This window comes from uncultured Bradyrhizobium sp. (assembly GCF_936928535.1).
GTDB lineage: Bacteria > Pseudomonadota > Alphaproteobacteria > Rhizobiales > Xanthobacteraceae > Bradyrhizobium.
Genome location: NZ_CAKZHY010000143.1, coordinates 1 through 14,363 on the forward strand (window position 1 = coordinate 1; position 14,363 = coordinate 14,363).

The 14,363-nt window shown below is 65.6% G+C and carries 10 protein-coding genes and 1 pseudogene; 3 read left to right on the forward strand and 8 right to left on the reverse strand.

The features are described from left to right. Nucleotides 1-116 precede the first annotated feature (116 nt). The 5 genes from Q0687_RS28005 to Q0687_RS28025 form a co-directional block, all read right to left on the reverse strand. Nucleotides 117-1,964 (reverse strand): sigma-54-dependent Fis family transcriptional regulator, encoded by a 1,848-nt coding sequence (locus Q0687_RS28005; protein ID WP_298884341.1) that lies wholly within the window; start codon nt 1,962-1,964, stop codon nt 117-119. Between the two features lie 228 nt (nt 1,965-2,192). Then, nucleotides 2,193-5,498: a carboxyl transferase domain-containing protein gene (locus Q0687_RS28010; protein WP_298884343.1), complete on the reverse strand. Its 3,306-nt coding sequence runs from the start codon at nt 5,496-5,498 to the stop codon at nt 2,193-2,195. 12 nt (nt 5,499-5,510) lie between these two features. After that, nucleotides 5,511-7,232 carry an AMP-binding protein gene (locus Q0687_RS28015; RefSeq protein ID WP_298884346.1) on the reverse strand — a complete coding sequence of 574 codons (1,722 nt, stop codon included), beginning with the start codon at nt 7,230-7,232 and terminating at the stop codon, nt 5,511-5,513. A gap of 153 nt (nt 7,233-7,385) precedes the next feature. Then, entirely contained in the window at nt 7,386-9,068 is a 1,683-nt protein-coding gene (locus Q0687_RS28020; protein ID WP_298884348.1) for a cache domain-containing protein, read from the reverse strand. 62 nt (nt 9,069-9,130) lie between these two features. Continuing rightward, nucleotides 9,131-9,772, reverse strand: a complete 642-nt coding sequence (locus Q0687_RS28025) for a TetR/AcrR family transcriptional regulator (protein ID WP_298884351.1) — start codon at nt 9,770-9,772, stop codon at nt 9,131-9,133. A 156-nt stretch (nt 9,773-9,928) separates the two neighbouring features. Here Q0687_RS28025 and Q0687_RS28030 point away from each other — a divergent pair, with 156 nt between their 5' ends. From Q0687_RS28030 to Q0687_RS28040, 3 genes and pseudogenes are all read left to right on the forward strand, one after another. Then, on the forward strand, nt 9,929-10,306 hold the full coding sequence (locus Q0687_RS28030) for a tautomerase family protein (protein ID WP_298884353.1): 378 nt from the start codon (nt 9,929-9,931) through the stop codon (nt 10,304-10,306). 125 nt (nt 10,307-10,431) lie between these two features. Further along, on the forward strand, nt 10,432-10,785 hold the full coding sequence (locus Q0687_RS28035) for a hypothetical protein (RefSeq protein ID WP_298884355.1): 354 nt from the start codon (nt 10,432-10,434) through the stop codon (nt 10,783-10,785). Nucleotides 10,786-10,821: 36 nt separating this feature from the next. Continuing rightward, a pseudogene (locus Q0687_RS28040) lies at nt 10,822-11,001 on the forward strand (aldehyde-activating protein); the annotation flags it as partial. Here the strand turns inward: Q0687_RS28040 and Q0687_RS28045 are convergent. The 3 genes from Q0687_RS28045 to Q0687_RS28055 are packed head-to-tail and all read right to left on the reverse strand — an operon-like array spanning nt 10,998 to nt 14,351. Next, on the reverse strand, nt 10,998-11,876 hold the full coding sequence (locus Q0687_RS28045; protein WP_298884358.1) for a DUF1989 domain-containing protein: 879 nt from the start codon (nt 11,874-11,876) through the stop codon (nt 10,998-11,000). The pseudogene Q0687_RS28040 and the gene Q0687_RS28045 sit on opposite strands and share 4 nt — an antisense overlap. 54 nt (nt 11,877-11,930) lie before the next feature. Further along, nucleotides 11,931-12,857: a GTP-binding protein gene (locus tag Q0687_RS28050; RefSeq protein ID WP_298884361.1), complete on the reverse strand. Its 927-nt coding sequence runs from the start codon at nt 12,855-12,857 to the stop codon at nt 11,931-11,933. A gap of 3 nt (nt 12,858-12,860) precedes the next feature. Further along, nucleotides 12,861-14,351 carry an amidohydrolase family protein gene (locus tag Q0687_RS28055; protein ID WP_298884364.1) on the reverse strand — a complete coding sequence of 497 codons (1,491 nt, stop codon included), beginning with the start codon at nt 14,349-14,351 and terminating at the stop codon, nt 12,861-12,863. Nucleotides 14,352-14,363: the final 12 nt, after the last annotated feature.

The following is a 14,363-nucleotide window of genomic DNA, read 5'->3' on the forward strand; positions in this document are numbered from 1 at the left end:
GGGGTATCTATCGGCGCGTTCAAGTGGGAGCAGGACTCGCGGAGAGATCCCCCTCACCCGTCTCGCCGCTAACGCGGCGAGCCACCCTCTCCCACAAGGGGAGAGGGTAAGAAAGGTCACTGCGCCGTCTCGATTTTCAGCTGCTTGATCTTCCGGTACAGCGTCGCGCGGCTGAGCTTTAGCGTTCGCGCCGCTTCGGTGACGCGGCCGCCATGCTTGCGCAGTACAGCGATGATCGTGGCACGTTCGGCGGCTTCGAGGTCCGGCTCAACTCTCCCCCCGAACGGCGGCAAATCGAGATCGGCATCGGTAATCACCCCATCCTCGGCCGTGCAGCCGGCAAGCCGCAGCACATGGCGGAGCTGGCGCATGTTGCCGGGATAGGGATAGGCCGCGAGCCGGGCCCAGGCTTCGCCCGAGAGGCAGCAGTTCGGCGCTTCCTCGCGTGCGATCTGGCGGATGATGTCATCCCTGTCAGCGCGCTCCCGCAAGGCGGGCAACCGCACCTCCATGCCGCGCAGGCGGAAATAGAGGTCGGCGCGGAAGGCGCCCTCCTCCGCCATGCGGCCGAGATCGCGATGGGTGGCGCTGATCAGGCGGATATCGACGGCGACAGGCTTCAGCGCGCCGAGCGGCCAGACTTCGCGGTTCTCCAGCACGCGCAACAGCCGCGTCTGCAGCGCGATCGGCATGTCGCCGATCTCGTCGAGGAACAGCGTGCCGCCATCGGCCTGCACGATCAGGCCCTTCGAGCCGTCGCGGCGCGCGCCGGTGAAGGCGCCGGCCTCATAGCCGAACAGCTCGGCATCGATCAGGCTCTCCGGCATCGCCGCGCAATTCAGCGCGACGTAATTGTCACGCGCGCGGTTGCTGGCGGCATGGATAGCCCGCGCGAATACGTCCTTGCCGACGCCGGTCTCGCCGTGCAGCAGCACCGGCAGATTGTGATCGCCGATGCTCTTCAGGCGTTTCACGCTCTTGACCAGACCAGGATCGCGGCCGGCCAGCCGATGCAACGCGTCGAAACGATCGATCTGAACATCATGGCGCAGCGCCGAAGGTTTTGCGCGCAGCGGCGAGGAGACATGGCTCTGGCCCAGAGGCCGACCATCCGCGCGGCGCAGCTCGACGAGCTCGTCTGAATGACGCGCATGGTCAAGCTTGATGTAGCGCGACAGGTCGATGCCGGATGCGATCAGGCCATCGGTGAGGCCGAGCAAGGCGCGCGCGGAGCGGCAGGCGCCGACGATGCGGCGGTCGTCGTCATAGGCAAGCAAGCCGCTGCCGCCATCGCCGGGCACGGTCGCGATCCAGGCGTTCCGGAAGTGATCGCGGAAGATCGCGCCCTCCATGCGCCGCGTCGCCTCCATCGTCACCGCGAGTGCGAGCTGATGCGCGGCGCGCTCGAGATCCTCGCGGCAGGAGGTGATGTTCACGGCACCGGCGAGCCGCCCGGCCTGGTCGAACAGCGGCGCCACCGCGCAGGAGAACATGTGCCATTGCGCGCGAAAATGCTCGTCGCGATGCACCAGGATCGGCTTCTGCTCGGCGAGCGCGGTACCAAGCCCGTTGGTGCCTTCAAACGTCTCGGCAAAGTTCGAGCCCGTGTAGATCTTCCAGTCCATAAACATCCGCGCGTCGGCTTCTCCCGGCAAACGGCTGAACAGCATGGTGGCATTGGCGTCAGCCAGATTGACGCAATAGCCGGCGTCGCGCAGCACGCGCGCGAGATCGTCGAGCTCGGGCGTCAGCAGCCGGATGGTCTCCTCCATCGGCTCGGCGACGTGACGGATCTCGGCCTCGGTGAGCGTCTGCGGCGGGCCCTGACGGGCAGGATCGAGCTTGTGGCTGATCAGGCAGCGCCGCCAGGAACTCTCGATGCGCGAGGATGCATCGACGTCGGCCACATGATTGGCCACGGACAAGACACGGGCGACATGGTTCGAGGCCGAAAGGCTGGCCATCGCGGCGTCTCCACCCTGTATTATGGTGCAAAGTCTGGCACCACGGGCGGGGATGTCAATCGGGAACCGCGACGGCCGAGTGGCGCAGCTCTCTCCATCGTCATCCCGGGACAGCTCGAAGAGCCGAACTACGGTGCGCCCTTGCGCACCTGAGGATCTCGAGATTCCAGGTTCGATGCTTCGCATCGCCCCGGAATGACGGAGAGACTTAAGATTGCTGCACCGCCCTCACCACGTGTCGATGCACGGCCGCTTCTTTTCCGTCCGCGCCGGCGGCTTCGGCACTGACCGAAGCCCCGCCATGATCCAGCGGCGCGTCTCGGCGGGGTCGATGACGTTGTCGATCTCGAACACCGAGGCGATCGAGACGGCCTTGCCGTTGGCGTAGAGCTCGGCGACCTTGTTGCGATAATAGGTCTCGCGCTCCTCGGGATCGGCGATCGCCTCCATCTCCTTGCGGAAGCCGAGGCGGACATAACCTTCCAGCCCCATGCCGCCGAACTCGCCGGTCGGCCAGGCCGCGGTGAAGAACGAGGCATGGAAACCGCCCCCGATCATCGACTGCGCGCCGAGGCCATAGCCCTTGCGCAGCACGATGCCGAACAGCGGCACGGTGAGGCTCGCCCCCGTCACGAACATGCGCGAGACATGCCGCACGATCGCGGTCTTCTCGGCTTCCGGGCCGACCATGAAGCCGGGCGTGTCGCAGAGCGAGACAACGGGCAGATCGAAGGCGTCGCAAAGCTGGAGGAAGCGCGCGGCCTTGTCGCCGGCATCGGCGTCGATGGCGCCACCAAGATGGCGCGGATTGTTGGCGATCAGGCCGAACGGCTTGCCTTCGATCCGGATCAGCGCGGTGATCATGCCGACGCCGTAGTCGCGGCGCAACTCCAGCACCGAGCCCTTATCGGCGACGAGATTGATTACGCTGCGGATGTCGTAGACACGCAGGCGATTCTCGGGGATGGCGCGACGGAGCAGGCGCTGATCGGCAGCCTCCCAGTCCTTCACCGCACCCTGGAAATAGGACAGGTATTTTTGCGCGACCGAGGTCGCCTCCTCCTCATCCTCGACGAGGATGTCGATGACGCCGTTCGGCGACTGGAACGAGACCGGGCCGACTTCGGCCGGGTGATAGACGCCAAGCCCGCCGCCTTCGATCATGGCGGGGCCGCCCATGCCGATCGAGGCGTTCTTGGTGGCGATGATGACGTCGCAGCAGCCGAGCATCGCGGCGTTGCCGGCAAAGCAATAGCCGGAGACGACGCCGATGACAGGCACGAGGCCGGAGAGCCTTGCGAACTGCACGAAGGACGGGCCGTCGAGACCGGTCATGCCGAGCCGGTCGGTGTCGCCGGGTCGGCCGCCGCCGCCCTCGGCGTAAAACACCAGCGGCACGCGCCAGTCTTCCGCCAGCGTCAGCATGCGGTCGATCTTCTTGTGGTTCATATGGCCCTGCGTGCCCGCAAGGACGGTGTAGTCATAGGCCACGACGATGCAGCGCGCGGCATCGCCGCCGAACTTCTCGGCGTTGACGGTCGCGACGCCCATGACGAGGCCGTCGGCCGGCGTGTTCTTGATGAGGTCGTCGAGCTTGCGTCGGCGCCGTTGGGCGGCAATGGCGAGGCTGCCGTATTCCATGAAGGAGCCGTCGTCGACGAGCTGCGCGACGTTCTCGCGCGCTGTGCGCTGGTTGGTGTTGCGGCGGCGCTCGACCGAGGCCGGGCGGTTCTCGTCCAGAGTATTGGCCTGACGCGCGATCAGCTCGGCGAGGTCGGGACGGACGTGGTCGAGATCGACGGCAGCTTCTGCAGCCGTGTGATCGGCCGCGACATCGAGCGGCTCCAGATAAAGGATCGGCTCGCCATGCAGCAGCGTGGCGCCGTCGCCGGCCGCGATCTTCATGACGCGGCCGCCCTGCTCGGCCATGACGAGGTGCTCCATCTTCATGGACTCGATCACGGCGAGCTGCTGGCCGGGGCGAACGATCTCGCCCTCCTTCACCTGGATGGTGACGATGGTGCCCTGCAAGGGCGCCGCGACCATCACGGCGCCCTCCGGCACGACTTGCGCGACGTGCGCCTCGGCGGCATGAGCGCCGCCGCGCTCGGCCGCAGCAAAGTAGAGCGGCTTGGCCGCGCCATCCGCCGCCTCGACCAGCTTTGCGATGTTGCGATCGATGAAGTCGGTCGCGATGCGGTTGGTCCTGAAATCGGGATGCGCAAGCACGGCCTGGAGAAAGGCGATATTGGTGACGACGCCGTCGATCCGGAACTCGCGCAGAGCGCGCGAGGCTTTGGCGACCACATCGTGCCAGGACTCCGCCGGCGCATGCACGATGACCTTGGCCAGCAGCGAGTCGAAGGCCGCGCTGGTCTTGTAGCCGGCGTAGCCAAAACTGTCGACGCGGACGCCGGGGCCGGACGGCGGTTCGAACACGGCGAGCACGCCGCCGGTCGGATGTGTGGCGCCCGTTTCGTCCAGCGTTTCCATGTTGACGCGCAGCTGCATGGCATAGCCGCGCGGCTTCGGGATCGACGTCTGCGCGAGGCCGAGCGAAGCCAACGAGCTGCCGGCAGCAATCGCAAGCTGAGCACGGACGAGATCGAGGCCGAGTACCTCTTCGGTGACGGTGTGCTCGACCTGAAGGCGTGGATTGGCCTCGATGAAGGCAAAGCTGTCTTCGGCGGTGCCGTCGACCAGGAACTCGAAGGTGCCGAGATTGTCGTAAGACGCCGCTGCCGCGAGCTGCCTGGCCGCCTCGATGATGCGGCCACGCAAGCCATCGCTGAGCGACGGACTCGGCGCCACCTCGATCAGCTTCTGATGCCGGCGCTGGATGGTGCATTCGCGTTCCCAGAGATGCGAGATCGCGCCGTGATGATCGCCGATGATCTGCACCTCGATGTGGCGCGCCTGCCGGATCAACCGCTCCGCATAGACGCCGTCGTAGCCGAACGCCGCCTTGGCTTCGGACTGGCAGCGCGCATAGGCCTCCGCAAGATCAGCCGCGTTCTCGACGACCCGCATGCCGCGACCGCCGCCGCCGGCCATCGCCTTGATCACGATCGCCGCGTTGCTGCCGAGCGAGGTGAAGAACGCCGTGATCTCCTCTAACGAGGACGGTCCGCTGGTGCCGGCAATGATCGGCACGCCGCAGCGCTTTGCCAATTGCCGCGCCGCGACCTTGTCGCCGAACAGCTCCAGCGCGGCCGGCTTCGGTCCGACGAAGACGATGCCCGCATCGGCGCTGGCTTTGGCTAACGCCGCGTTCTCGCTGAGGAAGCCGTAGCCGGGATGGACCGCATCGCAGCTGGCGCCCTTCGCCGCCTTCACCACGGCGTCGATGTCGAGGTAGGCCCGCGCACCGCGACCGGGGATTTCCACCGCCTCATCCGCGACACGCACATGCAGCGAGAGCGCATCGTCAGCGGGATGGATCGCTACCGTTGCTATGCCGGCATCGGCCGCGGCGCGCGCAATGCGGATGGCGATCTCGCCGCGATTGGCGATCAGGAGCTTCTTGAACGACATCGTCTCTCTCACTCAGACTGCGGCAGGCTGGTTCGGGTTGAGGTCCTGCTTCTTGACCTTGCCGGTGGCCGTCAACGGCAGCGCATCGATGATACGCACTTCCGGCACCTTGTAGACGGCCATGCGCTCGGCGCACCACCCGCGTAGATCTTCCGCCGAGATGGTACCAACCGCCTCCGGCTTGAGCTGGATATAGGCCACCGGCACCTGCCCCTTCTCAGGGTCGTCGCGACCGACCACGCCGGAGCCCAGCACCTTCGGGTGCTGGCCGAGCAGCGCCTCGATCTCCGGCGGAAACACGCTCATGCCCTTGACCTTCAGCATCTCCTTGCGACGGCCGAGGAAGTGCAGAAAGCCATCCTTGTCGATGGTGCCGATATCGCCGGTGCGCAGCCAGCCGTCGATCAGCGACTCCGCTGACGCCTCCGGCTTGTTCCAATAGCTCTTGAGCAGCGAGGGCGTGCGCACGCGGATCTCGCCCTCGGCGCCGAGCGGCAGCAACGCGCCGGTCTCGAAATCGGTGATCTTGAACTCGGCGCCGGGGACCGGCAGGCCGACGAAGATCGGCTGGTTGTTGAGATCGAAATCGTCGTCCTGGAAGCCTGATGTGAAGGTGTTGGAGGTGTGGGTCTCGGTCATGCCCCAGGCCGCCTCCATCAGGATCGTGCCGGTGAGATCCTTCCAGCGCTTGCGGTAGTCGGCGTTGAGCTTCTTGACGAAGGAGACCACGCGGACCTGCTGCAGCGACGACAGATCAAACTCGCTCCAGCGCGGATGATCCATCAGCTCGACCGCGCCATCGACCGGCATCGCCGTGATCGAGACCTTGTATTTGTCGATCGCGGCCATGGCACCGACCGCATCCCAGCGCGCCAGCAGAACTAGCGTCGCGCCCGAGAACAGCGGGAAGATCAGGCCGAAATTCTCACCGGCGATCCAGAACTCCGGGAAGAACGACAGGAACACGCTGCTCTCGTCCGACAAGACCGAGATGCCGTAATTGGCGGCGGCCGTGTAGACCATGTCGCGATGGGTGTGGACGCAGCCCTTGGGCATGCCCGTGGTGCCGCCGGTGTAGTTGAGCGCGGCGACCTCATCGAGGCCGGGCGGCGGCAGCGGCGCCGGCGCGGCCATCGCAGCGAGCGCCGGCAGCAGGTCGGTTGCACCTGCGACCGCGATGCGCGGTGTGCGGATCGAGTCCGGCGCCGGAAATGCCGGTGTCGCCGGCACGACATCGGCAAAGCTGGCGACGATGATTTCGCGCAAGCTCACCTCGCTCCTGACCTGCTCGACGACAGGGATGAGCTGGTCGAGCGCCACGATCACCTCGGCCTTGGTGTCGTTGAGCTCGTAGGACAGTTCAAACGCGCGCGACAGCGGGCTCACGGGAACGTGGACCGCACCGAGCTTCAGGATGCCGAAGAACACGATGTGGAATTGCGGACAGTTCGGCAGGAAGACAGCGACGCGATCGCCCTTGCGCACGCCTTTCGCCTGCAATAGCGCCGCAAAGCGGTCGCTCTGCTGGTCGAGCTCGGCATAGGTTGTGACGTGCCCGTAGAAGATCACCGCAGGTCGCCTCGGGCTCTGCTTCGCCCAGGCGCGCAGATACTCGGTCAAGGGAACTTCGCCGTGCAGATAGTTGGGCGAACGCGGCATGCCCTTGGGCCAGGCCTTCTCCCACAGACCGTGCAAGGTGGCGAGGTAGTCCTTCTCGGTGAGGCCTGCACTCATGACGTCTCTCCGTCGCGCTTTTCTTTTCGGGCACAGATGTGCCTTCGATCGACGCGATTACACGTCGAGCACGGCGAACCTCATGTCAAGATAAACAGTTTGTCGGCGTCACGGGCGATACCGTGACGCGGAAAAACGCCGAACGAGCGCGCGTCAGGCCGCCCGCACGCCCGCAACGAAGGCGCTGACCTCGTTCTCCAGCGATTGCAGCTTCTCGGCCAGCCGGCCGCTCGATTGCAGCACGCGGCCAGCGGCCTCGCCGGTCTCCGCGGTCGCATCGGTGACACCGGAGATGTTTTGCGAGACCTGATCGGTGCCGGAGGCTGCCTCCTGCACGCTGTGGGCAATGGCCTGCGTCGCGGCACCCTGCTCTTCGACCGCGGCTGCGATCGAGGAGGAGATCTCGTTGACCTCCATGATGGTGGCACGGATGCTTTCGATGTTGCCGACGACCTGGTTGGTCTCCGCCTGGATCGCGGTGATCTGCGCGCCGATCTCGTCGGTGGCCTTCGCCGTCTGGCTCGCCAAGGATTTCACTTCGCTTGCGACCACCGCAAAGCCCTTGCCGGCCTCGCCCGCGCGGGCAGCTTCGATCGTCGCATTGAGCGCGAGCAGGTTGGTCTGCGAGGCGATCTGGTTGATCAAGTCGATGACCTCGCCGATCTTGTGGGCTGCGGCCGCCAGTCCCTGTACGGTGTCGTTGGTGCGCTGGCCGTCGGCAGCCGCCTTGTCGGCGACGGTCGCAGCCTGGGCGACGCGCTGGCTGATCTCGGTGATCGAGGCCGACAGCTGTCCGGCGGCGGAGGCCACCGTCTGCACATTGTTCGAAGCCTGCTGGCAGGCGGTGGCGACGAAGCTGGCGCGGTCGGTCGCCTTGTCTGCGGTCTCCGACATGCCCTGCGCGGCCTGCTGCATCGCGCGCGCCTCGTTGAAGACGTCGCGGACCACGGCCTGGACGCTCGCCTCGAACTTCCCAGCGAGTTCAGCCATCGTCTTGCGCTTCTCGTCGTCGGTGCGCTGCTTCGTCTCCTGCTGCTCGGCATGCATCCGGCCTACGGCCGAGGCATTGTCCTTGAAGACGGCCAGCGCCTTGGCGAGCCCGCCGACCTCGTCGGCGCGGTTGGTGTAGGGCACGTCGAACGCGCTGTCGCCGGCGGCGAGGCGCTCGGTGAGGCCGGTGATTTTCGCGAGCGGCCGCGTCACGCTGCGGCCGATCACGAAGGAGGCGCCGAGCACGAGCACGAACACCGCGAGACACACCAGGCCGAACGTCATCGCATCCTGGCGGAACACAGCGTCGACATCGTCGAGATAGATGCCGGTGCCGATGATCCAGCCCCACGGCGCAAAGCCCTTCACATAGGAGATCTTCGCGACCGGTTGCTCGAAGCCGGGCTTCGGCCACAGGTAGCTGTAGAAGCCCGCACCCTGTTTCTTGACGACGTCAACGAAGCCGAGGAACAGCGCGTTGCCGGAAGGATCCTTCATTCCCGCGAGATCCTTGCCGTCAAGCTCGGGCTTGATCGGATGCATGATCATCTTGGGTGTCATGTCATTGAGCCAGAAATACTCGACCTTGTCGTAGCGCAGGCTCTTGATCTCGGCCATGGCGCCAGCCTGTGCCTGCTCGCGCGTGAGTTTTCCGTCGCTCTCCAGCTTCTGGTAGTGCGCCAGGATACCGTAGCCGACGTCGACCATGTGCTGGGTCTTGGCCTGGCGGTCGGCGATCATCTGGCTGCGCAGGGTCGACAGCGCGATCGGCGCCAGCGCGATCATGCCAACCAGGCTGATGCCAACAATGAGGACCAGCTTGAAACTGATGCGGGAGAAAATCATCGGTGCTCGCAAGATTTGGCGGGGCTGATATGCCATTTTATCCCGCCGGCCTTAGCAAAGCCTTAAGCATTCGGGTTCCCGGCACGGATCTTCTGCGAGTCTGACAAGCGGCCGCCCTTGCCGAGTACGAGGTCGACTGTATGGGCGGCAATCTTGCGCAACTGCGGTTCGTCATCAAAGGCGCGTTCGAGCACGGCGAGGCCCCGCGTGACCGTGACGATGTGCAGCGCTGTGGCGGCCGGATCACCGCTGAACTCGCCGCGCTCGGCACCTGCCGACAACGCGTCCTGAACCAGCGTTGTGATGCGCGACATGAAGTGCGCAAAGGCCTTCCGCGCGTCCTCGTCGAGCCCTTCATCTTCAGCTGCGCCAAGCTCCATCAGTCCCCGCGTGGTCGGACATCCGCGCGGCGGCGAACCGGACCGGAAATTGCCGATAGTGAGATCGAAGAAAGCCGTCAGGCGTTTGCGCAAGGAGCCGGTGCCAAGCGCCTTTTGCAGGGCGAGCAGATAATCGCCGGCGTAACGCTCATAGGCCTGGAGGAACAAGGCCTCCTTGCTGCCGAAGGCGTTGTAGAGGCTGCCGCGCTGAACGCCGGCATCGCGCGCGATGTCCGACAGCGAGGTGCCGCGCACCCCCTTGCGCCAGAACTGCTCGAAGGCGATGCGCAGGACATCGTCATGATCGAATTCACGCGGCCTCAAGTGACACTCCGAGTATTTGACACGACGTCAAGAATGTGATTTCTGGACATCGTGTCAAAAACCAGTCGGAACTGATAGCCCGTTCTCACCAATGGGCCGAACGACCGGCGCTTGCCTGCGCCGGCCGGTTGCGCCCGCATGCGAAGGGACCAACTGATGCCTCTGCTCCACGTCTCGATGCGCGCCGGAAAGCCGGACACCTACCGGCAGGCGATCCTCGACGGGCTCTATCGCGCCATGCGCGAGGCGCTGAACGTGCCCGAAGGCGACGAGTTCATGACCATCACTGAGCTATCGCCCGCGAACTTCCGCTGCGGCAACGCCTACGGCGTCGCGCGCAGCGACGATGCCGTGCTCATCCAGATCACCGTGTTCGCCTCGCGCACCTCCGAGCAGAAGAAGGCGCTGTACCGCCGGATCGTGGATCTGCTCGGCGATAATCCCGGCATCCGCCCCGAGGATGTGTTCGTCAACGTGCTCGATGCCCCCGCGGAGAACTGGTCGGTCGGACACGGCATCGCCCAATTCGCTTGAACGCAAAGCATCCACCAACACCCTCTTGTGAATTGCCAGCGGGAAGGATCTGATAGGCCGCGGAGCAAGCCTCCGCCGAGCTGAACTCAGGACCTCAACGGCATGACCATGTCGGTCGAGCAATTATGGAGCCTGCCGGAACCGCGCTGGTCGGCGCCTATGCTGAGGCCCGGCGCCGCTACGCGGAAAAGAAATTCGAGCGTGACACCCAGCGGGCGCGGCTCGAATGGATGCGGGCAAAGCTGTTCACCAACACGCTAGGCAACGTGACCGAGCGCAAGATGGCGGTGGACGTCTCCGAGGAGCTGGCGCGCAAGGGTCAGGAGGTGCGCGAGATGACGCGCGACCTCGACATGCTGAAGATCGACGTCGATGTGATCGACACGATGATCCGCCTGCGAGGCGCGCACGGCGCTCTCCCTGTCCATGCCGAAGAGGCGACGGAGAAACCGCCCGAGCCAGGCGAGGAAATGACATGACGACCTTCAGGGGAAGCTGCCGCGCGCAGTTTTGCCTCCGCGTTCTGCAAAGCCTGCGGGAGCCCGATGCCGCATCTGACGCGCAGCGGGCGCGAGGCGATCATCCATGCCGGCGCGTTCGACGAGCCGCTCGGCGCGACACCCGACCGGCATGTCCAGTGGGCCTCGCGTGCGGAATGGTACGTGCACGGAGACGCGATGCCAGTGGAGGATTAGGACCTCCGGCTTGCCGTGGGCAGGCCGTGGTGACGGTGATACGCGCTCGGCGCCGGCCAGGACCAGCCCTTCAGCGTCGTTCGGTCCGGCTCGAAGATTTCGATCTTGAGCGGATGGCAGGCCGCGGCATCGCTGGAATGGGTTGCGCTGCAGTCACCGCCGGGACAGGCCGACAACGCCCCAAGCAGGTTGATCTCCGCGAAGAACTCGATGAAATCGCCCGGGCGGACCGGACTTGCCTTCATGAAATATTGATGCGTGTCCCGCGTGAAGCCCGTGCACATGAAGACGTTGAGCACGTCGTGGACGTGATGCTCCACCGCGGCGGGATCGACCTTCAACTCGGCGGCAAGCGCGCGCGACAGGTTGGAGTGGCAGCAGAAATCGTAATTCGTGCCGTTCAGCATGAGATTGGTGTAGGGATCGCAGCGCGTGCCGATGACATCATGAATGCCGGCGCCGTCGGCGTCGAAGCCGTACCAGCCAAGCGTATCGTGACTGATGGTCGCCATCGGCCGCAGGTGAGGCATCGTGCTCCAGAGCCGGTCAGCGAGGCCGACATGGGTGCCGTGGAGCGCCCGCGTCTTGCCGCTGAAGAAGCGCTCGGAAAGATCGTCCGCGTTCCAGAGATTGAGATCGCCGACCTGAGGACCTTCGATGCTGACGATGCGGACAAACTGGCCGCGCACCACGCGAAAGGCCCGGGCATCGCGTGGCGGCACGATCAGCTCGTGTGTCTTCACCATCGTCTGCCGCGCAAATTCGAGCACGACCATGTCAGGTCCGGGCATCGTCCCGGCCGGATAAACGATGGCCGGCCTCGCCGCGCGGCGTGAGGCTGCATCAGCGGGAGCGGATGGGGCATTCAGGGACATCGTTGGCCTCGGATCGAAACGCCAGCACGGCTCGATCAACTCTATCGCTTCACGTCAAGGCGAGGCAACACAGCCGTCCATCAGCGCGTCGAGCTCGGACCTGGAGAGGACACCGATCTCGGCGATGAAGACGATCCGCGCGCGCGGCACGCCCGGTGCGGGCGCATCAGCCGGCGCGAGCGTTGCACGGCCGCCCGCGAACTGGAACACCATCTGGCGTCCGGGCTGCTCGACCGTTTCGAACAGGCCTTTTGCGCGCGCCAGTTTCGGCGCCAGCTTGCCGATCGCCTGCTGCAAGCGCGGCAGCGAGAGCGGCCGGTCGGAGGTCCAGCTCAGCGTCTCGAAGCGCTCTTCGGCCGGGCGTTTTGGCCCTGGCTCGCGAGGTGCGGGCGCGCGATCAGTCGCGGGAAACAGCAGCGCGGATGGAATTTCGCCGTGCGTTGCATCGACCACCACCGCAGGAACGTGCTGGGCGCGGATGGCCTCGCGCATCCGGAGCCCAGCGCCTTCGTCGGCGAGATCCAGCTTGCTCAGCGCCACGATATCGGCGACGCGCAGCTGCGAGCGCTGGAGTGCATCGTTCAGGGCGGCCGGCGGCGTTGCGGCGTCCAACACGCACAGCACGGTTTCCAGCGGCGCCTCGCGCAAAATCACGGGATCCATCAGGTTGCGCACGATGTCGGCGGGATCGGCGACGCCGCTGGTCTCGATGACGATGTATTCCGGCCTCGGATCACGCCGCAGCAGCGTCGAGATCGTCCGCAACAGATCGCCTTCGAGCGAGCAGCAGATGCAGCCATTGCTGAGACTGACCACGCCATCGCTTGCGCCCGCGATCAGCTCCGCATCGATGTTGATGGCACCGAAATCGTTGACGACGGCGGCAATGCGCCGCCCCTCGGCGTGAGCCAGCAGATGATTGACGACCGTGGTCTTGCCCGCCCCCAGGAAGCCCGTCACCAGGAGAATCGGGACCCCCATGGCTCAGCCCGCAACGACAGGACGGCGCACGGGCTTTCCGGGCCGCGCGGCCACATCCAGCACACCGTCGGCAATCAGCGGATGGCCGCTCACAACCAGATGCCGCACGCCTTCCGACGGACGGTTCATCGCGGTGAACGTCGCGCGGTCCGAGAGCTTCTCGTAGTCGAACACGACGATGTCCGCGTCGGCGTCCTTGGCAAGCCGCCCCTTGCTGCGCATCGCGGGCGTGCTTTGCGACAGTATCTCTGCGGGGATCAGCGCGCATTTGCGCACGCCTTCGAGCAGCGACACGGTCTTGCGCTCGCGCACCCATTCGCGAATGAACTTCGTGAAGCAGCCGGCCGAGCGCGGATGCGAGGTGGCGTCATCGGGCAGCGGCCAGGCATCGCCCTTGTAGGTGCTGCCGTCCGGCAGCGTCCACGGCATCGCGTCGGATGCGATCGCGCCGCCGGGATAGAGCACCGACATGTCGAGGAGATCGCGATGATGCGCATTGTTCTCGGTGTCGAGGATGTGCCAGAGCACCAATGAGGACGGCTCCTCGGCCTGCGCCTTGAGCAGCTCCTCGCGGTCGTGAAAGCGGTAGCCGTCGGTGACGCGCTGCACGGAATCGTAGCCGGTGCCGTTGCGCTCGACGAATTGCGGATCGCTGAAGAAGGCGGCCGCCAGCACGGTCGAACCGGTTCCGTAAGGATAGGCCTCGACCGTGATGGGTAGCCCCTGCGCCTGCGCCTTCTCGATCAGCACGCGGCAGCGTTCGATGTCGGTCTTGCTCGACGAATTGAAATGGCAGATGTGCATGTGCGCGCCCGTGGCGCCGGCATAGCCGATCAGGCGGATATAGGCCTCCGCCGCGCTCTCGGGGTCGATGCGCGACATGTAGGCGACATGGGTGAAGGTCGGCACGTTCTGCTTCGCGGCAAGCTGGCACACCGCGGTCAGCTCCTGCACGCCCGCGCCCGGGGCATAAGCGTTCAGGATGCCGATGCCGATGCCGCCTTCGTTGAGGCCACGTGCGAGGCGATCGAGGATTCCCGCCACCTCGGCATCGCTCGCCACGTTATCCATCCAGCGGCGGTCGCGCATGGCATTGCCGAAAGCCTCCAGCGAACTCTCTGCATTGGAGCCGGTCATCGCGCCGATGCGCGCAAAGGCCCAGTTGGTGGCGGCGCCGTAATTCAGCACGCGGCCCTTCCTCGCCTGACGCTCAAACCAAGAGCCGACCGGCAGCACGCCGGCCTCGAGATCGAGCGTCGTCGTCACGCCGTCGAACGCCTGCATGCGGTCGGCCGGGATGGACTGGCCATGGGCATGCAGGTCGATAAAGCCCGGTGCGACCACGAGCCCGGTCGCATCGATCACCCGCTCGGCACTGCCGAGCGAGGCGCCGACCGCGGCAATCTTGCCGTCCAGCACGGCGACGTCGCCGATGGCATCCATTCCGCTCGCAGGATCCACCACCCGACCGCCCGAGATCACCAAACCGCTCATGTCGCTACACTC

Excerpts from the sequence above, each read along its gene's own strand:
- Q0687_RS28020 (WP_298884348.1), bottom strand. The coding sequence starts at position 9,068 with ATGATTTTCTCCCGCATCAGTTTCAAGCTGGTCCTCATTGTTGGCATC.
- Q0687_RS28045 (WP_298884358.1), bottom strand. The coding sequence starts at position 11,876 with ATGTCCCTGAATGCCCCATCCGCTCCCGCTGATGCAGCCTCACGCCGC.
- Q0687_RS28050 (WP_298884361.1), bottom strand. The coding sequence starts at position 12,857 with ATGGGGGTCCCGATTCTCCTGGTGACGGGCTTCCTGGGGGCGGGCAAG.
- Q0687_RS28035 (WP_298884355.1), top strand. The coding sequence starts at position 10,432 with ATGGAGCCTGCCGGAACCGCGCTGGTCGGCGCCTATGCTGAGGCCCGG.
- Q0687_RS28030 (WP_298884353.1), top strand. The coding sequence starts at position 9,929 with ATGCCTCTGCTCCACGTCTCGATGCGCGCCGGAAAGCCGGACACCTAC.
- Q0687_RS28005 (WP_298884341.1), bottom strand. The coding sequence starts at position 1,964 with ATGGCCAGCCTTTCGGCCTCGAACCATGTCGCCCGTGTCTTGTCCGTG.
- Q0687_RS28010 (WP_298884343.1), bottom strand. The coding sequence starts at position 5,498 with ATGTCGTTCAAGAAGCTCCTGATCGCCAATCGCGGCGAGATCGCCATC.
- Q0687_RS28055 (WP_298884364.1), bottom strand. The coding sequence starts at position 14,351 with ATGAGCGGTTTGGTGATCTCGGGCGGTCGGGTGGTGGATCCTGCGAGC.
- Q0687_RS28015 (WP_298884346.1), bottom strand. The coding sequence starts at position 7,232 with ATGAGTGCAGGCCTCACCGAGAAGGACTACCTCGCCACCTTGCACGGT.